The organism is Streptomyces sp. CA-181903 (assembly GCF_050937075.1).
Classification (GTDB): domain Bacteria; phylum Actinomycetota; class Actinomycetes; order Streptomycetales; family Streptomycetaceae; genus Streptomyces.
In genome coordinates this window covers 5,212,188-5,231,387 of record NZ_JBNJLY010000001.1, presented here as the reverse complement: position 1 = coordinate 5,231,387, position 19,200 = coordinate 5,212,188, and the positions used below count along the sequence as shown (strand labels likewise).

The 19,200-nt window shown below is 72.9% G+C and carries 14 protein-coding genes and 1 pseudogene; 8 read left to right on the top strand and 7 right to left on the bottom strand.

Going from position 1 to position 19,200, the window contains the following annotated elements; all coding sequences use genetic code 11:
* Nucleotides 1-701: 701 nt before the first annotated feature.
* Together ACQEVS_RS23460 and ACQEVS_RS23455 are read right to left on the bottom strand one after the other, a co-directional pair.
* Nucleotides 702-1,343 carry an RNA polymerase sigma factor gene (locus ACQEVS_RS23460; RefSeq protein WP_433023392.1) on the bottom strand — a complete coding sequence of 214 codons (642 nt, stop codon included), beginning with the start codon at nt 1,341-1,343 and terminating at the stop codon, nt 702-704.
* Complete coding sequence (locus ACQEVS_RS23455) at nt 1,336-1,527, bottom strand: hypothetical protein (RefSeq protein ID WP_433023390.1); 192 nt, start codon at nt 1,525-1,527, stop codon at nt 1,336-1,338. The genes ACQEVS_RS23460 and ACQEVS_RS23455 overlap by 8 nt, the downstream gene beginning before the upstream one ends.
* A 433-nt stretch (nt 1,528-1,960) precedes the next feature.
* Between ACQEVS_RS23455 and ACQEVS_RS23450 the strand changes: the two genes are divergently transcribed.
* Nucleotides 1,961-3,991, top strand: coding sequence for a hypothetical protein (locus tag ACQEVS_RS23450; RefSeq protein WP_433023388.1), 2,031 nt, complete (start codon nt 1,961-1,963; stop codon nt 3,989-3,991).
* Here ACQEVS_RS23450 and ACQEVS_RS23445 read toward each other — a convergent pair.
* A complete protein-coding gene (locus ACQEVS_RS23445; protein ID WP_433023386.1) occupies nt 3,886-4,464 on the bottom strand; it encodes a CGNR zinc finger domain-containing protein in 579 nt (192 codons plus the stop codon). The genes ACQEVS_RS23450 and ACQEVS_RS23445 overlap by 106 nt on opposite strands.
* A 53-nt stretch (nt 4,465-4,517) precedes the next feature.
* On the opposite strand from ACQEVS_RS23445, the gene ACQEVS_RS23440 reads away from it, so the two are divergent.
* Together ACQEVS_RS23440 and ACQEVS_RS23435 are read left to right on the top strand one after the other, a co-directional pair.
* Nucleotides 4,518-5,765 carry an MFS transporter gene (locus ACQEVS_RS23440; RefSeq protein WP_433023384.1) on the top strand — a complete coding sequence of 416 codons (1,248 nt, stop codon included), beginning with the start codon at nt 4,518-4,520 and terminating at the stop codon, nt 5,763-5,765.
* Nucleotides 5,766-5,953: 188 nt separating this feature from the next.
* Nucleotides 5,954-6,562, top strand: coding sequence for a hypothetical protein (locus ACQEVS_RS23435; RefSeq protein ID WP_433023382.1), 609 nt, complete (start codon nt 5,954-5,956; stop codon nt 6,560-6,562).
* Nucleotides 6,563-6,587: 25 nt separating this feature from the next.
* Here ACQEVS_RS23435 and ACQEVS_RS23430 read toward each other — a convergent pair whose 3' ends face one another.
* Nucleotides 6,588-8,192: an FAD-dependent monooxygenase gene (locus tag ACQEVS_RS23430; protein ID WP_433023380.1), complete on the bottom strand. Its 1,605-nt coding sequence runs from the start codon at nt 8,190-8,192 to the stop codon at nt 6,588-6,590.
* A gap of 85 nt (nt 8,193-8,277) precedes the next feature.
* Here ACQEVS_RS23430 and ACQEVS_RS23425 point away from each other — a divergent pair, with 85 nt between their 5' ends.
* Nucleotides 8,278-9,264, top strand: a complete 987-nt coding sequence (locus ACQEVS_RS23425) for an Lrp/AsnC family transcriptional regulator (protein ID WP_433023378.1) — start codon at nt 8,278-8,280, stop codon at nt 9,262-9,264.
* 284 nt (nt 9,265-9,548) lie between these two features.
* Here ACQEVS_RS23425 and ACQEVS_RS23420 read toward each other — a convergent pair whose 3' ends face one another.
* Nucleotides 9,549-9,782: a hypothetical protein gene (locus tag ACQEVS_RS23420; protein ID WP_433023376.1), complete on the bottom strand. Its 234-nt coding sequence runs from the start codon at nt 9,780-9,782 to the stop codon at nt 9,549-9,551.
* A 376-nt stretch (nt 9,783-10,158) separates the two neighbouring features.
* Between ACQEVS_RS23420 and ACQEVS_RS23415 the strand changes: the two genes are divergently transcribed.
* On the top strand, nt 10,159-10,701 hold the full coding sequence (locus ACQEVS_RS23415; RefSeq protein WP_433023374.1) for a hypothetical protein: 543 nt from the start codon (nt 10,159-10,161) through the stop codon (nt 10,699-10,701).
* A 155-nt stretch (nt 10,702-10,856) separates the two neighbouring features.
* On the opposite strand, the gene ACQEVS_RS23410 is transcribed toward ACQEVS_RS23415, so the two are convergent.
* A complete protein-coding gene (locus tag ACQEVS_RS23410; protein WP_433023372.1) occupies nt 10,857-12,521 on the bottom strand; it encodes an MFS transporter in 1,665 nt (554 codons plus the stop codon).
* Between the two features lie 142 nt (nt 12,522-12,663).
* Between ACQEVS_RS23410 and ACQEVS_RS23405 the strand changes: the two genes are divergently transcribed.
* On the top strand, nt 12,664-13,284 hold the full coding sequence (locus ACQEVS_RS23405; protein WP_433023370.1) for a TetR/AcrR family transcriptional regulator: 621 nt from the start codon (nt 12,664-12,666) through the stop codon (nt 13,282-13,284).
* Between the two features lie 251 nt (nt 13,285-13,535).
* Here ACQEVS_RS23405 and ACQEVS_RS23400 read toward each other — a convergent pair whose 3' ends face one another.
* Entirely contained in the window at nt 13,536-15,005 is a 1,470-nt protein-coding gene (locus tag ACQEVS_RS23400) for a cation:dicarboxylate symporter family transporter (protein ID WP_433023368.1), read from the bottom strand.
* Nucleotides 15,006-15,432: 427 nt separating this feature from the next.
* On the opposite strand from ACQEVS_RS23400, the pseudogene ACQEVS_RS23395 reads away from it, so the two are divergent.
* Nucleotides 15,433-17,093: pseudogene (locus ACQEVS_RS23395) on the top strand (sensor histidine kinase).
* A complete protein-coding gene (locus tag ACQEVS_RS23390; protein WP_433023366.1) occupies nt 17,090-17,821 on the top strand; it encodes a response regulator in 732 nt (243 codons plus the stop codon). The pseudogene ACQEVS_RS23395 and the gene ACQEVS_RS23390 overlap by 4 nt, the downstream one beginning before the upstream one ends.
* Nucleotides 17,822-19,200 lie beyond the last annotated feature (1,379 nt).

Sequence of the window (19,200 nt, the reverse complement as noted above, 5' to 3'; positions counted from 1 at the left end):
GCCGAGGTCCGGGTCGTGGTGCTCGCTGAAGTGGACGGCGGCCGGTCCGGGGAGGCGGCGCGCGGCCATGGAGGCGGCCGTCCGGTCGCCCCAGACCCGGTCCGGGACGAAGCCGTGCCGGACCAGTTCCCCGCACCAGAAGGCCGCGTCGTGGTACTCGCCGCGGCAGGAGTGGTCAAGGAACAGGCAGTACTCGGCCGTGCCGTCGCCCGCGCCGGCCGCGAACTGCCACCAGAAGCGGGCGCCGTCGCCGTGGTCGGCCAGGTGCAGCAGGCAGGCGAAGACCCGGGCGCCGGTGCGGCCCGCGCACCGGTCGCGGATGAAGCGGTCGAGGTCGCGGGGGGCATCCGGGGCGCGCAGCACGGCCAGGCTCATGTCCGTCAGGTCCCACCAGGCGCGGTCGGCGTCGGGGGCGCCTGGGGTGCCGGGGGTACCTGGGGTGCCGGAGGTGCCTGCGGTGCCTTGAGCGCCGGGAGTGCCGGGGATGTGTCGAGCGCCGGGAGCGCCGGGGGCGGACTCCGTCCAGGCCGGGGACCAGGTGACGAAGACGGCCGGCGCGGTGCGGCGGGCGCGGGCGGACAGCCGGGCCCGCAGGCGCGCCTCGGCCGCCGCCACGTCGTAGTCGGCGTAGCGGTCCCGGGTGCGGACCAGGGACAGCAGTCGCTCGACTCTGTCCCGGGCCGCGGGCGCGAGGTCGTCGGTCATGGGGTCTCCTCCCGCGGTGCGGTGTCGGCCGTGGCCTCCGGGACGCCGGGGGTGCCCGGGGCCCCTTCGCCGCGCGGTGTTCCGGTGACACCCGTCCGCAGCAGCCGGGCCAGGCGCCGGCATGCCTGGCTGACGTGCGAGCGCACCGTGGCCTCCTCGATGCCCAGCAGTTCCGCCGCCTCGGAGGTGGTGTAGCCGATGCGGTACCGGAGCACAACCGCGTCCCGCTGGCGCTCACTCAGACTGCCGATGGCGGTGTTCAACTGTATGCAATCCGCGAGGAGTTCGTAGGGATCCTCGGCCTGGTCGCGGAGGGCGGCCTCGAAGGCGGCGGTGTCCATGGGCTCGGGGCGGCGCCTGCGGCGGCGCCACTGGTCGCAGATGCGGTGCTTGAGGATCGTCCAGGCGTACTGCTCCAGGTGGGCCATCCGCAGCATGCGGGGCCAGCTGTGCATGACGGCCTCGAAGGCGAGGTCCACCGCCTCCTCCGCGTCGGCGTCGGATCCCAACTGCGCGTAGGCGAAGCGCATGTAGTCGCGTCTGCGAGCGAGGTGGAAGGCCCAGAACGACAGCCGGTCGGCGTCCGGCCAGCGTCCCATCGGACCGTCCCCGTCCCCGTCGGCCGTCCCCTCAGCCACAGCGGCCTCCGTGCTTGCAGGAGGTCTTCGCCGGGCCCGAGTGGCGGGGGCCGCCGGCCAGACCGGAGATGCCGATCCGGACGCCGGCGGCGAGCATCCGGCGCAGCAGCCGGAACACGTCCGGCCCGAACACCCGCAGGGCCACTCCGACTTCGATCCATCGCGCCGCGTTCTCTTGGTGCACCTGCTTCTCCCGTACTGCGTATCGGTGTGGAGTGGGGGGACGCCGGGCATCCCCCATGCGGCGCCGGAGACGCGTGGTCTCCATGGGTACAAGCGCCGTTCGGGGCCTGAACGTGCAGGCCCCTGATCCGGGGAAGCGCCGGACGCGCCGGTCCGGCCACTTCCCGCCTCGTTCACCAGTGCGAAACATCTCGGGGTTTTCCCTGATCGAACCCGGAGTCGCCCCACCACCCGGTGCGCCGGGAGCATGACGCGTGATTCAGTATGAGATCCATCAACTCTCCCGGCGGAAGGGCCTCCAGAGCGAGGTTCGTCCAACGGAATCCGTTGGTCCACTGGTCCGGGCGTCCGGCCGGACAAGCATGGACAAGATCGATTTCTTCTGCTGCCATCGATTGCCACCCATTGCCGTTGCGAACACAAGGAGAGGGACGTTGAGTGAGGGAAGGAGGCGGACACGACCCTGGGGACCGCTGCGCGGCCCCTCCGGCCCTGCCCGGGAGCTGGCCGACCTACAGCGCTCCTGGCTGGACAAGGCGGGACTGCGGGTCAGGGACCTGGCTGGCGCCCTGCAGCCCGAGCACTTCACGGACGGACGGGTGCCCGCCCGCTCCACGGTCTCGGACCGGCTTGCCGGCGCGAATCCGCGATGGGACTTCGTGGAGGCCGTCGCCGACGTCTGCTCCCGGGACGACGCGGAGCGCTCCCGGCTGCTCGACGAGGCGCGTCCGGTGTGGGAGCGCTTCCGGGCGGCCCCGCCTCGGCGCGGCGACCGGACCGGACAAGGCGGTGGCCGGGCCGGACAAGACGATGACCGGGCCGGACAACGGGGCCACCGGGCCGGACAACCGGGGCGGTTCGGTGACAGGCGGGCCGGTGAGGGGCGAGCCGGTGCCGGACGGTTCGGCGAAGGGCGGTTCGGCGAAAGGCTGGCCGGTGAGGAGCGGTTCGGCGAAGGGCTGGCCGGTGAGGGACGGTTCGGTGACGGACAGTCCGGCGGGGGCCGGTCCGGCGGGAGCGGGGGCGGCTCTTCCCTCGCGGCCCCCGACGGGCCGGCCGACGAGGCGCTGCGCGCAGCGCTGGACCGGGCCGACCAGGCGGAGCGCGCGCGGGACGGGGCGCTCCAGCTGTCCGTCCTGCTCCTCACGACGGTCGGCCGGCTGGAGAAGGACTTGGACGAGCTGCGCGCCCGGGGCCGGAGTCGGGGCCGGGCCGACGGAGCGCGTACGGAGGAACTGCGGCGGGCGCAGCGGCGCCTGCAGCGGAGCGAGGCCCGACGAACACTGCTGGCACAGGAGTTGCGCTGCGTCCGGGCCGAGCGGGACGCGCTGCGCCGCGCTTCCCCGTCCGGCCCGGACGGCCGGACAACCGGGGACCCGGCCCGGACAACCGGAGGAACAGCCCGGACAACCACGGTACCGGACCGGACAACCGCGGTGCCGGACCGGGCGATCGGGTCTCCGGACCGGGCAGCACCACCGGACAACCGGCCGGACAACCGGCCGAGCAAGCGCCCGGACAAGTCCCCGGCTCCCCACGACGGCGCCCGGACGGCTCCCCCGCCGGACAACTCCCCGCTGGCGGCGGTACGCGCCCTGTCCGACGCCCGCGCCCACGGCCAGGACACGGCGGCCCGGCACCTGGCCACCGCCCTGGGCCGGGACGGCAACCCCGGCTTCGTCCAGCGCGCGGTGGCCCTGCTGTACGCCGACGAACAGCCGGCGGACGCCGAGCGCGTCCTCACGGCCGTGGCCCGGACCCGTCCCGCCGCCCGGGTTCCCGCCGTCCTCACGGCCCTGCTCCGCGCCGGGCGGACGCAGGACGCCTCGTACCTCCATGTCGCGGTCGCCCGCGCGGAGTCGGCCGAGCGGGTCCTGGAGGTGGTGGCCGCGCTACGGGAAGCAGGCCAGCACTCGGACGCCTACCGGGTCCTGATGGCCGCCGGCCGGCTGCGCGCCCTCGGTGACGTACCGCCGCTGATCCGGTCGCTGGAGTCGGCCGGCCGTGCCGAGGACGCCCGTTGGGTCCTCGGCTTCGCCGCCCGCGAACGCCCCCGCACCGAGGCCCGCGCCCTGGCGGAGGTCCTCCGCCTGGCCGGCGCCCCCGCCGCCGCCGACCACCTCCTGGCCGAACTCCGCCCCACGATTCCCCCGCAGCCCCAGCCCCAATCCGTCGAGGAGCCTCCCCCGCTCCCCTCCCCGCCCGCGGCCTGGCCACCGTCATCCGCATCGACCCGTCCCCCGGCCCCCGCGCCCCGGTCCTGGGCCGCCGCCTCACGAACGGGCCGTATGTGGAGCGGATTCCACCGCCGAGGGGTGAGGGCGCGCCGGCCCCATGAGGCGTACCCGCCGGGACCGCGTCAGCCGCAGGCGTCCCGCCGGGCGCGGAAGGCCGCGGCCTTGGCACGGTTCTGGCAGGCGGTGGAGCAGAACCGGCGGGCGGCGTTGCGGGAGAGGTCGACGTAGACGCGGTCGCAGCGGTCGGCGCGGCAGACACCCAGCCGTCCGGCGAGGCCGCCGCCCACCGCCAGGGCGAGCGCGGTGGCGCAGGCGGCACCGGTCCCCGCGGCGAAGGAGTCGTCGGGGCCGTGGAAGTGCAGCTGCCAGGGCTCGCCCGCGCCCCGGTCCAGCCGCGGGCGGGCGCCGGTGTCGCACAGCAGGCCGTTCACGGCCGCCGCCGCCGCGTCCTGCCGCCCGTCCTGCATGGCCTGGAAGACGTCCCGCATGCGCCGGGCCGTGTCGGCCAGGTACGCCGCCTGCTCGTCGTCGATGTCGCGCGGCAGCGAGGAGGCGGTGCGGGGTATCGCGGCATCGACCGCGGTGCGGAGGTCGGCGCCGCGGGGGGCGGTGTAGGCACGGCCGCGCGCGGATCCGTCGGTCAACGTGTTCACGAGCGCTACGGCTTGGTCCAGCAGCAGCGCGACGTGACTGTCGAACATCACTTGACCAGTCACTCCTTCCGAGGCTAGCGTCCGTAACCGACGTTACAGGCTTGGCCAGTTACGCGGGGCGGCGGGGGATGGGGATGGGGATGGCGACGGGCGCGACGACGACGGGGATGCCGCGCATCGTCTGGCTGCTGGTGGCGGCGCGGGCGGTCAACCGGCTCGGCGCCTTCTCCCTGCCCTTCCTGACCGTCCTGATCAGCACCGACTTCGGCGCGAGCGCCACCACGGCGGGGCTGTTGTCGGCCACCTTCGGCCTCGCGACAATCGCGTCCCGCCTGGCCGGAGGCCACCTGGCGACACGGCTCGGGCGGCGCCGCACGATCGTGCTCGGCCTCGTCGGCTGCGCGCTCGCCCAGTGGGGCATCGCGGCCGCCGGCTCCCTGACCGAGGTGGCGGTCTTCGCGGTCCTCCTCGGCCTCGCCTTCGAGCTCTACGAACCCCCGAGCCAGGGGATGATCGCCGACGCGGTCGGTCCGGCCGACCGGGTGCGCGCCTACGGACTGCTCAACGCCGCGCTCGCGGCGGGCGGTACGGGCGCCGGCCTGATCGCCGCCGCCCTGGGCCGCTGGGACCTGCGTTGGCTGTTCGTCGCCGACGCGGCCACCTGCCTGCTCTGCGCGCTGACACTCCGCTCCGCACTGCCCGCCGACCACCCCGGCCGGCGCACCGCCGAGCGCGGCGGACGTCCCGACCCGGTCCATCCGTGGCGGGACCGCGCGCTGTGGGCCCTGTTCGCCTCCGGCACCGTCTTCGCACTCATCTCCATGCAGATCACGATGGCGCTGCCGCTGACCCTCCCCCACCGCGGCCTCCAACCATCCGACGCCGGGCTGCTGTTCGGCGCCTCGGCCGTGACCGTCATCGCGGCCCAGCCCGCCCTGCGCCTCCGCCGCCTCGCCGAACTCCCCGACTCCGCGGCCCTCGCTCTCGGCCACATCCTGATGGCGGCCGGTCTGGCGGGCTACGCGCCGGCACATGGCCTGCCCGCGTTCCTGGCGGCCACGGTCCTGTGGAGCCTGGGCGACGTCCTCGTCCTGGGCCGGATCCTCGGTGTCGTGGCGGCCCTGGCGCCACCCGGCGGCGCCGACCGCTACCTGGCCGCGTACGGCATCAGCTGGGGCATCGCCACGGTCGCCGCCCCGATCACCGCCACGCAGGCCCTTGAACACGCCGGCGTCACGGCACTGTGGACCGGCACCGCGACGGTCAGCGTCACCCTGGCGGCCGCCCAACTCCTCGTGATCGGCCCGCTGGTCGGCAGCACAGGGCGGGCCGGCGCCGTACCCGCATGACGCGGCACCACGAACGGCCGACGCGGTCGGCCGCACGGATCGCCTTCAGGTAGCACCGGACTTCACCCGCACGACGGAGCGGAACGGGCCTCGCGGCGGAGGCACATGGACGCACCGCAGGGCCATGATCACAGTGTTCCCCGGCCATCGCCCCTCCCTCCTTCCTTCCCTCCCGAACCGGAGCACCGATGCACAAGACCTTCCGCACCGCCGCCCTCCTCGCCCTGGCCCTCACGACCACGGCGACGGCCGGCGTGGCGGACGCCGCGACGACCACCACGGGCGCCGGCCGCACCCTGACGTCCGCGATACGGGGTTCGGGGCGCATGGAGTACCCGGTCACCACGGAAGACATCCGCCTCACCGTCGACGCCCACGCCACCTCCGCGGGCCGCCCGGACCTCACTCCCCATTCCTGGGGCACCTTCCGCCTCTCCCACACCATCGGCACCGGAAAGCAAGCCAAGGTGTACTGGGGCGACTTCAAGGTCGACTGTCTCCGCACCGGCGGCCCCACCGCCGTCGTCACCGGCACCCTCACCCGCACCAGCCCCGGCCACCCCTGGCGCACCACCTTCCCCGAGCACGCCCGCATGGGCGTGAGCTTCTACGTCGCCCAGAAAGGCGCCGGCCCCAGCCGCATAGGACTGGCGGCCCCGTCCCCGAAGGGCCGGCCGATGCTCACCAGGTGCATGGCCTCGGCCCCCGACGCACGCGTGATCGCGGGCGGCTACACCCTGCGGGACAGCGCCGGCCAGGCGATGATCCGGCTCGGTTCGAGGCGTGGGCCGGTGTGACAGGCTTCGCGTCGTCGGCGCCCGGTCATGCTGCGCCACGGGCGGGTCGGAGGGCCCGTCGCGTCGCCTCGGCCAGGGATGCCGTGGCGTCCGGAGAGGCATGGGCGGTACGCCAGGCGATCACATGGTCGGGGCGGACCAGCAGGGCGCCGTGGTCACCGATGCCGCAGGCGACGGCCGCCCCTGCCGTTCCGGAACCGGCAGGCCGGGGCAGCACGGCCACGTCGAGGAAGGCGCCTGGCGGATCCACCTCGCGCGCGGCCCGCGCCCAAGGGTGCCCTTCGGGTCCGACGAGCAGCACGTGGCGGCCGTCGCGGACCAGGTCGAGGGTCGACAGGCCGTCGTAGCGGCCGGTGAGGAAGGCGTGCGGCAGCCGGGTGCCGGGCTCGCCGTGCCAGCGGCCCGGCTCGTCCGCCTCCGGCAGGCCGTGCCCCGGATCGTCGCCGGGCATGAGGTAGCGGTAGCCGTTCGCCACCGCCGCCTCGCTGAGCGTCGGAGGACTGTCGGCCTGCGCTCCGGTGCGGTTCCCGAAGCGCAGCAGCGCCTGTTCGACCGTGAGTTCGCCCACCGCGTGGCGCTCGGCTTCGTAGTCGTCCAGGATGGTCGGATCGGCGTCGCCGCGCAGCACGGAGACCAGTTTGGCAGTGAGGTTCCAGGCGTCCTGGATGCCGGTGTTGGCGCCGAAGCCACCGGACGGCGGGGTGACGTGCGCCGCGTCTCCGAGGAGGAAGACCCGTCCCGCGCGGTAGGAATCGGCCACCCAGCCACCCATCCGCCACGGCCGGGTCCCGGTGACGCTGAAGCGCGACGCGGGCAGTCCGAGGGCGTGCGACACGACGTCGCGGCAGCGTTCGCCGTCGAACGCGGTCGCCGGGTCGACAACCGCGGGATCGTACGCCACCGACACCGTCCCGCGGTCGTGTGACGTGTTCCACGAGATATAGGCGCGCTCGGGCAGGTCGGTCCAGACCATGGCGAGCCGGCGGCCGTCGAGGACCCGGCGCAGATCGGCCGTGAAGCCGATCTCCATGACGTGCGCGACCGCCTCCTTGCCGCTGCGGCCGATGCCGAGCGCTTCCCGGATGGCGCTGCGGTTCCCGTCCGCGGCCAGCACATAGTCGGCTCGCACGGCGTAGGGTTCGCCGGCCGCGTCGAGCAGGTGGGCGACGACGTGGTCGTCGTACCGGCGAAGGTGGCGGAAACGGTGACCGAGACGCAGGTCGGCGCCGGCGGCGCGGGCGTGTGCGCGCACCACTTCCTCCAGGTCGGCCTGCTTGACGAACGCGCTGGGACACGGCGAGGCGTCGCCGGCGTCCTCCGCGGCCGGCAGACGCCAGCGCCGCACTTCCGGCCCGGCGAGGGAGGTGACCACCGCGGCGTGATCGGCCGGCGGAAGGCCGTGCTGGACGGCGTACACGTCCTCGTCGGCCCCCACGCAGCGGTACGCCTCCATGGTGCGCGGATAGAACACCTTGGCACGCGGCCGGGTCGACACCGCCGGGTGCTTCTCGACGAGCACGGGGGTGATGCCCCGGGCGGCGAGGAAGAGCGCGGCCGAGGCCCCCACGATGCTGCCGCCCACAATCAGCACTGTGGCCTGCTCTGTTGGTATCGGAGAAACGACGTTCATGGCCTCCATCGTGTCCGCCGCCCGAACTCGGGTCCGTTCACCGGCCCTAGACTCGGCGGATCCGACACGACACCGGGGGATCGCGATGGAATCCGACCGTTACGACGAGATCGACCTCCAGATCCTCCACGCTCTGCATGTGGACGCACGGGCGCCCTTCGCCCGGGTCGCCTCCGTCATCGGAGTCTCCGACCAGACCGTCGCCCGGCGTTACGCCCGGCTGCGCGCGGCGGGTTCCCTCCGCATCTGGGGGCTGGTCGACGCCTCCCGGCTGGGCCACGTCGAGTGGCTGGTGCGGATCCGCTGCACCCCGGATTCGGCAGGCGACGTCGCGGCCGCGCTCGCCCGGCGGACGGACACCTCCTGGATCAGCCGCACGTCCGGCGGCACCGAGTTGGTCTGCCGGACCTCCGCCCCCACTCCCGCCGACGAACTGCTGCTGAAGGCGTTGCCTCGCAGCGCGCGGATCCTCGACTTGAGCGCCCACTGTCTGCTGCACGTCTTCTTCGGCCGCAGCGACAGCCTGATCACCAAACGGGGCGCGCTCTCCCCCGAACAGGCCGCCCGACTCAGCCCGCCCACCGCACCGGCGTCCGCCCCGGCCGAACCCGTCCACCTGGACGACGCCGACCACCGGATCCTCTCCTTGCTACGGGGCGACGGCCGCATACCGCTCAACCGACTCGCCGCCGAAACGGGGTTGGCGCCATCCACAGTGCAACGCCGGATCACCGAGCTGCGCGACAGCGGCGTGCTCTACTTCGACATCGACACCGAACGCGCACGGCTCGGGCTGCCGATCCGCACCCAACTGTGGCTGACGGTACCGCCCACGGACCTCGTCACCACCGGCCGGGCGCTGGCCCGACACGCCGAGGTGGCCTTCGTTGCCGCCGTCACCGGCCCCCGCAATCTGTACGCCTCCATATCCACCTCCGGCATCCCCGGGTTCTACGAGTATCTGACCGACACCGTCTCCGGGCTTCCGGCAGTCCAGAGCGCCGAGAGCTCCCTGGTCCTGCACACCGTCAAAGGCCCCGCAGGCATCCGCAGCCCAGGGACCGACCGCTGAAGCGGGCAGGCACGCACCTCGCCAAGGTGGGGCATGGGGCGCGGGTGGGCTCTCCAGCGCTGGTGGAACGGGGGCACGGGGCGCGCGGAACACGCCTACTGTGGACGTCGGTCAGGGGGCGCTGCCGAGGAACGAAGAGCGCGGGCCGACGGCGAGGCCGCCGACGCTCAGCGGAACGAGCGGCGACGCAGGCGACGCAGGTGCCGGGCCCGTCCGGAGGCCGCTCGCCCGGGCCGCTCATCCACACCGGGAACACCGCCTGGAGCCGTGCCCCCAGCGCGCGATCAACCGACGAGCTGCTCCCACCGCACCACGAACTCCTCCCGCCCGTCCGGCGTCGCGACACCGTGCGGCGCCGTGGAAACGGTGACCACCCCGCCGCGCTCTTCACGGACCGCACAGGCGACCGTGACGTCCACCGGATAGGACACGTCCGGGCCGAGCGCACCCCCGGCGTCGAAGGCGGAAGTCTTGTCGAACAGCGACCATGCCCGCCCCGCCGCGTCCGTGACCCGCACTTCCACCCACCCCGGGACGGCTCGTCGCCCACCCGACGCACGGCCTCACACCGCAACTCGACCACAGGCTCCCCATGCCCGAAGTGGACAACGCTCGCCAGTATGCCGCTGGGCCGGTTCCGGACGGACGGCGACCACGCCCCCTCGGCGGGTGAGCAGGTCCAGCCGACCGAGACGTAACCCCACCGGGGCGTACTCCCCCTCCGCCGCGCGGCGGAGCCGTTTCCTCCCCCGTGGTGACGCTCCCGGACGGGGCCGCTTGGGATCTTTGGCGAGGCGCACGGGCACGTGGCCGTCCGTGATCGTCCCCGGCCGCCGCCGGTGTCTCCTGCCGGCGCGGCGCCGTTCCGAGTTCTCAGCTCTCACGGGAGATCCCTTGCACACCTCGAGCACCTTGGACGCCAGCATCACCATGACGACCGAACGCCCCGTCCCCCGCTGGGCGGTGGGCGCCGCCCGTCTCCTCCCCCTGTTCGCCCTCCCGGTATGCCTGTGGCGGCTTCCGTTCGGCTTCGGGTACCAGATGGGGCTGGATCTCGCCCCGTCGCCCCTCGGCGTGGTCGGCGGCGTGGCCTACGTCGGCACGCTGAGCCTGCTCACCGAACTCGCCGCGTTCGCCTGCCGTGGGCTCGTGAGTCCGTGGGGCGAGACCCTGCCGCACTGGGTACCGAGGCTCGGCGGGAGACGCGTCCCACCGGTGGCCGTGCTCGTCCCCGCGACGGCCTTCAGCCTTCTCATGCTCTTCCTTCTCGCCGAATGGACGGTGTGCACGTTCCACATCGCCGGCTTCACGGACGCGCCGTGGACCAACCGTTGGTGGCGGCTCCTGGCCTCGGTCGTCAGCGGCCTGTTCGTCTGCTCCTGGGGCCTGCTCGTACCGGCGCTGACCTACGCGTTCTGGCGGCGCCGTTACCGGTGACGCGCCCTGTCGCATCCCGGAAGGCCGGCAAGGCCGGGAGGACGGGCAAGGCCGGAAGACCGGGAAGCCAAGGAAACCCCGGAACCGCTCAAGCCGACGGGGCGGGGCCGGGACACCGTCCCGATCCCGCCCCGTCGGCAGCCGGCCGAGGGCCGTCAGACCCGCTCGGACTCCCGTTCCTCCGCCCGCTCCGCCGTGGCGGGCTGCGGCTGGGAAGCCTTGCGCGGGAGGAGGAGGGCGACGACGACCGTGCCGATGCCGAGGATCACGGCGCCGACGACGCTGGTGTGGGCGACCGAGTCGGCGAACGCCTTGTGGACGGCGTCCACGACGCTCTGGGCCTGCTGGGCGCCGAGGGCGGCGGCCTTCTCCGGGCCGACCTTGGGCGCGGCACCGGCCGTGACCTGCTTGCCGACCTCCTTGGCGACGTAGAGACCCGCGCCGACCGAGTCCTGGGCGGCGGAGAGCGCCTTCTCCGGCAGCTTGGGGCCGCCCGCGGCGGCGGCCTTGGCGGCGGCGTCACCGAGGTTGGAGGAGTACGTCTTGGCGAGCACCGTGCCGAGGATGGCGATGCCGAGGGAGCCGCCGAGCTCGATGGAGGTGCTGTTGACGGCACCGCCGACGCCGAGCTGGCTCTCCGGGAACGAGCCCATGATGGCGTTGGTGCACGGCGACAGGGACAGGCCGATGGCCAGGCCCAGGATGATCAGTGGCAGCACGAAGTCGTCGTAGGACGAGGACGCGTCGACGCGGGTGAGCAGCGCGATGGCGACCGTGCCCACGGTCATGCCCAGCGCGACCGTGATCTTCATGCCGAAGCGCGGCGTGAGGAACGCGGTCAGCGCGCCGCCCACGAACACCGCGCCGGCCAGCGGCAGCATCCGGACGCCGGTGTCCAGCGGCGAGTAGCCGAGGACGAACTGCAGGTGCTGCGTCAGGTAGTAGAAGGCGCCGAAGACGGCGAGGAAGAACAGCGCGACCGCCAGCGTCGAACCCGCGAAGGCCCGCTTGGCGAAGCGGCGCACGTCCAGCACCGGACGCGGGTGGCGCAGCTCCCACAGCACGAAGCAGACGAGGCCGATGCCGGCCACGACCGCGGCGGTGATGGCCTTGGCGCCCCAGCCGAAGTGCGGCCCCTCGATGATCATGTAGATCAGCGAGCCGACCCAGACGACGGACAGCAGGCCGCCGACGTAGTCGATCTTCTCGACGTTCTCCGCCTTGGACGGCGGCACCAGGAACAGCGCACCCACCGCGCCCAGCAGCGCGATCGGCACGTTGATGAGGAACGTCGAGGCCCAGCCGTGGTCCTCCAGCAGCGCGCCGGCGACCAGCGGGCCGACGGCGATGGCGAGACCGGCGGTGGCCGTCCAGATGGTGATGGCCTTGGCCCGCTCGGCGCGCGGGAAGGTCGCGGCGAGCAGCGACAGCGTCGCCGGCATGATCATGGCGGCGCCGACGCCCATCGCCGCGCGGGACGCGATGACGCCCGCCGCGCTGTCCACGAGCGAGCCCGCGACCGACGACCCGGCGAAGACGAGGAGGCCGAGGACGAGGGCGCCGCGGCGGCTGTACTTGTCACCGACCGCGCCCAGGATCAGCATCAGCGCGGCGTACGGGACGGTGTAGCCGTCGATGACCCACTGGAGGTCGGAGCTGCCGAGGCCGAGGCTCTGGACCATGTCCGGGGCGGCCACCGTCAGGGACGTGTTCGCCATGACGATGATCAGCAGGCTGATGCAGAGCACCCCCAGCGCCCACCAGCGTCGCGCGTACGGCCCGTCCATCGCGTCGACGGGACGCGATATCCCCAGGCGCATGGCAACCTTCCTTTCCTCAATCTTGCACACGGTTGTGCAATTACCCATTGGTGTGCAATGTAAGGGGGGTGGACGGCGGTGTGCAAAATGAGGGGGCAGAAGGCCCTGGGCGGGCCGGACGGCCCGACGGAGAAGAGAACCCATGACCGGCAGAGCGGAGGCCAATCGCCGCCGCATCCTGGACGTCGCCCTCGCGGAACTGCTGCGCGACCCCGAGGCGAGCATGGACCAGATCGCCCGGGCGGCCGGCGTCGTACGGCGCACGGTGTACGGCCACTTCCCCGGCCGCGACGCGCTGGTCGCGGCCCTGGTGGACGACGCGGCGGAGACGGTCGGCGCGGCGCGGGCCGAGGCGCTGCGAACCGTCGGCGACCCCGGTGACGCGGCGGAGGCGCTGGCCCGCGCGATCCTCGCGGTGTGGGAGATCGCGGACGGCTACCGGCTGCTGGTCTCGATGGCGCAGCGCAGCGTCACGGTGGAGGGCATCCTGCGCCGGCTGGAGCCGGTCCGGCGGGAGAGCGAGGCGCTGCTGCGGCGCGGCCTGGAGGCGGGGCGCTTCACGTCCGTCCTGCCCGCGGCGGCCCTCGCCTACGTGCACGAGCAGATCCTCTTCGGGCTGCTCCAGGCCGTCAACGACGGACTGCTGCCGCCGGAGCGGGCGGGCCGCTCGGCCGCCGTGACGGTCCTGACGGCGGCGGGCGTCCGGGCGGACGAGGCGGCGGAGCTGGTGGAACGGATCTCGGCGGAGGGCGGGGATCCCTGACACGCCGTCAGGACGCTTGGGGACACGAGGGCACATACGGGCCGGCGATCCACCACCCGTCCGGAGAACGGCACACGCGGCGGGGACCTGTCGCCCGTCCGGAGAACGCACCGAGGGCGCCGGGCCGATTCCGCCCGGCGCCCTCGGATCACATCACCCGGGAACGCGTCCCCTCGGGGCGCGCCCTCGGAATGCCCCGGACGACGACCGCTTCAGACGACCGCTTCAGGCCACCGCTTCAGGCCACCGCTTCAGACGCCCGCCGACGCCCGCTCCGCCTCCCGTGGCTCCGGCGGTACCCCGGCGTGCCCGTCCTCCTCCGCCGTCAGCGTGCTCTCGTCGAAGGGCAGCCGTCCCGCGAGGACCTCGTGCGCCCGTTCCCGGTCGATCTCCTTCGTCCAGGTGCCGACGAGCACCGTCGCGACCGCGTTCCCCGCGAAGTTGGTCATGGCGCGCGCCTCGCTCATGAAGCGGTCGATGCCGACGATCAGGCCGACGCCGTCGACGAGTTCGGGCCGGTGCGACTGCAGGCCGCCCGCGAGGGTGGCCAGCCCGGCGCCGGTGACGCCCGCCGCACCCTTGGACGCGATGATCATGAACAGCAGCAGGGAGACCTGCTGCCCGAGGTCGAGCGGCGTGCCCATCGCCTCCGCGATGAACAGGGAGGCCATCGTCAGGTAGATGGCGGTGCCGTCGAGGTTGAACGAGTAGCCGGTCGGCACGGTGATGCCGACGACGGGCCGGCTGACGCCCAGGTGTTCCATCTTCGCGATGAGCCGGGGCAGCGCCGACTCCGACGACGAGGTGGAGAGGATCAGCAGGAACTCCCGGCCCAGGTACTTCAGCAGCCGGAAGATGTTCACCCCGGCCACCAGCCGCAGCAGCGTCCCCAGGATCACCACGACGAACAGCAGACAGGTCGTATAGAAGCCGATCATGATGACGGCCAGCGACTTCAGCGCGTCGACGCCCGTCGCCCCGACCACCGCGGCCATGGCGCCGAAGGCGCCCACGGGCGCCATCCACATGATCATGGACAGGATCCGGAAGACCAGCTTCTGGACGTGCCCGATGCCGCGCAGCACCGGCTCCCCCGCGCCGCCCATGGCCTGCAGCCCGAAGCCCACCAGGAGCGCGACCAGCAGCGTCTGCAGCACCTCGCCGCCGGTGAGGGCGGACACCAGGGTGGTGGGGATGATGCCCAGGAGGAACGCGGTGGTCGACTGGTGCGCGCTCTTGGCCTGCGCCTCGCCGGCGTGCCGGAGGGCCTCCGTCAGGTGCAGACCGCTGCCGGGCTCCAGCAGGTTGCCGACCAGCAGACCGACGGCCAGCGCCACGCTCGACATCAGGAGGAAGTAGCCGAGCGCCAGCCCGCCCACCGCACCGACCTTGGCCGCCTTGCGGACCGATCCGATGCCGAGCACGATCGTGCAGAAGATGACGGGCGAGATCATCATCTTGATGAGATTGACGAATCCCGTGCCCAGCGGCTTGAGTTCGACGGCCGTGCCGGGCGCGGCGAAGCCGACCGCGATGCCGGCCAGCACCGCCGCGATGACGGCGAGGTAGAGGTAGTGGGTCCGGTCCCGCTTCCCGGCCGGCTTCCCGACCGGCCGTTCCCGGGGGCCGGGCGGTCCCGGCTGCTTCGACGAATCCGACGGATCCGACGGTTCCGGTGGTTCCGGCGGGTTGGACGGTGACGTCGTCGTCACGGGTGTCACGTGGGGCTCCTCGTCGTCGCGGCTCCTGCGGGCGGACCCGGCTTGTTCGTTCGGCGGACTCCGACTGTCCGTTTCGGCGGACTCCGCCCGTCCGTTGAACGGGCACGACCGTCCGTTGAACAGGTCCGACCAACCGTTGAACGGGTCCGACAATCCGTTGAACGGGTCCCGACCGTCCCTTCGGCGGGCCCGCCCGTCCGTTTCGTCAGACCCCGCCCGTCCGTTTCGTCAGACCCCGCCCATCCGTTTCGGCGGATCCCGCCCGTCCGCTCGGCGGGTCCCGCTCCCCCTCGGGAGAGGAGCCCGTTCCGCGTGCACGAGCCCGCTCCTCACGAAGGGGGTCCCGGAGACTATGCACGCCGCTGTGACCGCGGTCACCCTTGCGTGCATTACGTTCACGAATGAACCGCGGTGCACACTGTCGGCCATGCGCACACCTCGCATACGTTCCCGCAGCCTCGCCGGCCAGCTCTTCGCCGTGCAGATCGTGCTGGTGGCCGCGGTGGTGGCGGGGTGTGCCGCGTTCGCCTGGCTCTCCGACCGCGCCGAGGCCGAGAAGGCCGCCCGCCGGCAGGTGACCGCGACGGCGACGGCGGTGGCCGCGTCCCCCGCCGTCGCCGAGGCGGCCGCGACGAAGGACCCCTCGCGCACGCTCCAGCCGTACGCCGAGCGGGTCCGACGCGACACGGACGTGGACTTCGTGACGATCATGAGCCCGGGCGGCACGCGCTGGACGCACCCCGACCCGGCCAGGATCGGCGAGCCGTTCCTCGGACACACAGGGCCGGCGCTGGCGGGACGGGTGTTCGCGGAGACGTACACCGGCACACTGGGCCCGTCCGTCCGGGCCGTCGCCCCGGTCCGGGACCGGCACGGCAAGGTCACGGCTCTGGTCAGCGCCGGCATCACCGTCGACGCGATCAGCGCGCGCCACCGCCGCCAGGTCGTCGCCCTGCTCGGCTTCGCCGCGGCCGTCCTCGCGCTCGGCGGCGCCGGGACGTACGTCCTCAACCGGCGGCTGCGACGGCACACGCACGGGATGAACGCCACCGAGCTGGCCCGGATGCACGACTACCACGAGGCCGCCCTGCATGCGGTACGCGAGGGGCTGCTGATGCTGGACGGGCAGCGCAGGGTGGCCCTCGTCAACGACGGCGGCCGCGAACTGCTCGGCCTGCGCGGGACGGACGCCGTCGGCCGGCACGTCACCGACCTCGGCCTCCCCCACTCGCTGACCGACGCCCTGCTGGCGCCCGAGCCGCGCGTCGACGAACTGCACCTGACCGCCGACCGGACCCTGGTCGTCAACACCTCACCGGTCTCCGGCGGTCAGCGCCGCGGCACGGTCGTCACCCTCAGGGACCACACCGAACTCCAGGCCCTCAGCGGCGAACTGGACTCCGTCCGGGGCTTCGCCGAAGCGCTGCGCTCCCAGGCACACGAGGCCGCCAACCGGCTGCACACCGTCGTCTCGCTGATCGAACTCGGCCGCGCCGAGGAGGCCATCGGCTTCGCCACCGCCGAACTCGAACTCGCCCAGGCCCTCACCGACCAGGTGGTGGCCGCCGTCGCCGAACCCGTCCTCGCCGCGCTGCTGCTCGGCAAGGCCGCCCACGCCAACGAACACGGCGTGGAACTGCTGCTCTCCCCCGACAGCCACGTGGACGACGGCCTGCTGCCGCCCGGCCTGCCCACCCGCGACCTGGTCACCGTCCTCGGCAACCTCATCGACAACGCGGTGGACGCGGCCGGCCCCCGCCCCGGCGACGGCCTTCCCGCCGGCGCCGCCCGGGTCACCGTGACCGTCCGCCCCGACGGCGACGACCTCCTCCTGCGCGTCACCGACACCGGCCCGGGACTGGCCCCGGAACGGACGACGAGGTGTTCCGCCGCGGCTGGTCCACCAAGTCCCCCGGCGACGCCCCGCACGGCCACGGCCTGGGCCTCGCCCTGGTCCGCCAGGCGGCGGTCCGCAACGGGGGAACGGTGGAGGCGGGCCGGGGACCGTCCGGCGGCGCGGAGTTCACGGTCCGGCTGCCGCTGGGCATCAGCGCCGCGGCGCCGGGTGAAGCCGGTGAGCGACCATGACACCGCCCGCACCGCCACCACCGCCCACGGCACCCGCCCCACCGGCGCCGCCGATCCGCGTACTCGTCGTGGAGGACGATCCGGTGGCCGCCGACGCCCATGCCCTCTACGTCCGGCGGGTCCCGGGCTTCGCCGTGGCCGGGGTGGCGCACTCGGTGGGCGACGCCTCACAGTTCCTCAAGCGCTCCCCCGCCGACCTGCTGCTCCTCGACCTCTACCTCCCCGACGGCCACGGACTGCGGCTGCTGCGCTCACTGCGCTCCGCCGGGCACACGGCGGACGTCATCGCCGTCACCTCGGCCCGCGACCTGGCCGTGGTCCGGGAGGGCGTGTCACTGGGCGTCGTGCAGTACGTGCTCAAACCGTTCACCTTCACCACCCTGCGCGACCGGCTCGTACGGTACGCCGAGTTCCGTTCGGTCACGGGCGAGGCCAGCGGCCAGGACGAGGTGGACCGCGCACTCGGCACGCTACGCGCCTCCCGCCCCGCCATCCTGCCCAAGGGGCTGAGCACCGACACCCTGGCGGCGATCACCGACACCCTGCGCGCGGCCGGCCCGGACGGCCTCTCCGCCACGACGGCCGGCGGCACGGTGGGCATCTCCCGCATCACTGCCCGCCGTTACCTGGAACACCTGGTCGACACCGGGCGGGCGGCACGGGCGCCGCTGTACGGCAACGTGGGGCGCCCCGAGCTACGGTACCGCTGGGAGCATCAACGCGGCTGACAGCACGAGAATCACATCCGGAACGGGCTCGAGGGAGTGTGATCAAAGTGGCGGTGCCGAGCGAACCACGCGTGGGAATCGTTCGTACCGTCGCCTCGCACTCTCCCACCTCCCTGCGAAGCGAACCCGGCCCGGGCTGCAGACGCCCACGCTCGTAGAGCACGAAGGTGACCTGGGACATCGGCGACGGCGCTCGCTCCCGCCTACGGTACTGGGAGAATGTCACGGCGTCGCATCCCGAGTACCACCCCATCTCCGGCTCGTATGCGGTGACCAAAAGGCAGGGCTTGGTATCAGCCAGTAGGCGCGCGATCGGTACGGTCGATTTACTCAACCGGCCGGGTCCCGGCATGGCACCGTGGGCTATGACCTGGGTTGTGCCAATCACGGTGACCGCCGCCAAGAGGGCGGTCCCCACCAACAGCCGGGCCCTACCCCAACCGGCCAGCGTCGCCAGCCGTTCGACTCCCAAGATGGTGAGCAGGAACATGGAGAGGTACACGAACCGGGGTTCTCCATGGGTTGTGAAGCCGAGGATGAAAAAATTGAAGATCGCCGTTCCACCGAAGAAGACCGTTCTCCGGTCCCGTTCGGTCGACACCACGCCCCCACCCCGTCGACGCCCCGCCCACAACCGCGAGCCCGCAGCCACTGTGGCCCAAACCCCCGCGACCATCACCACCGCGCCCAGGTCTCCGGCAAGCCGGTAGGGAAAGGTGGCCCCGTAGTAGAGGATTCCCTCTCCCAGGAAATCACGATTGGACTGGGACGTCGCGAACAGCACGATGCCTGTCGGCGACCCCGTTGCCCGAATGGCCTGGAGACCGTGCGGCACAAGACCCACGAGCAACAGAAGGGCGACTCCCGCCCGTCTCCTCCCGCACAGGCGCCAAGCTCTCGGTCCATAGGCAAGCAGCCCCGCCGCCGCCATCGCCAGGAGGCTGCCCAGTACTCCATATCGAAGGTAAAACGCGGCGAGGACCACTGCAGGAAGCCCCCAGAGCGCTCGTGTACGAGGCTGTTCCCGGCTGAGTAGTACCAGGTGAACCGTCATGAGGAGCAAACCTGTGCTGCCGATGTCGTTCAGGAACTCCGGAGCCCGACGCAGAAACCCGAGGCCGCTCAGCAGCAGGAGCGTGCATACGACGGCACACTTGGGAGTGGTCCACCGGGCGGCGACGACATAGGTCGTGGTCAGAGTGAACAGGAGCAAGGCGAGGCCCACAACACGAAGGGCACCAACATCGTCGTGGACGGTGAGGGCCACATATCCGAGCATGGCCAGTCCGGGCGGCCGGTAGAGGCCCCATCCGGCGTCAGGGGTACCAGCCAGCCACGAGCGGGCCTTGTTCGCGTACACCGCCTCCTCGTGTCCCATA

Bases quoted from the DNA above. Each gene is read 5' to 3' on its own strand.
- ACQEVS_RS23445 (WP_433023386.1), bottom strand. From the start codon at position 4,464: ATGTTCGACAGTCACGTCGCGCTGCTGCTGGACCAAGCCGTAGCGCTC.
- ACQEVS_RS23435 (WP_433023382.1), top strand. From the start codon at position 5,954: ATGCACAAGACCTTCCGCACCGCCGCCCTCCTCGCCCTGGCCCTCACG.
- ACQEVS_RS23430 (WP_433023380.1), bottom strand. From the start codon at position 8,192: ATGAACGTCGTTTCTCCGATACCAACAGAGCAGGCCACAGTGCTGATT.
- ACQEVS_RS23425 (WP_433023378.1), top strand. From the start codon at position 8,278: ATGGAATCCGACCGTTACGACGAGATCGACCTCCAGATCCTCCACGCT.
- ACQEVS_RS23410 (WP_433023372.1), bottom strand. From the start codon at position 12,521: ATGCGCCTGGGGATATCGCGTCCCGTCGACGCGATGGACGGGCCGTAC.
- ACQEVS_RS23405 (WP_433023370.1), top strand. From the start codon at position 12,664: ATGACCGGCAGAGCGGAGGCCAATCGCCGCCGCATCCTGGACGTCGCC.
- ACQEVS_RS23390 (WP_433023366.1), top strand. From the start codon at position 17,090: ATGACACCGCCCGCACCGCCACCACCGCCCACGGCACCCGCCCCACCG.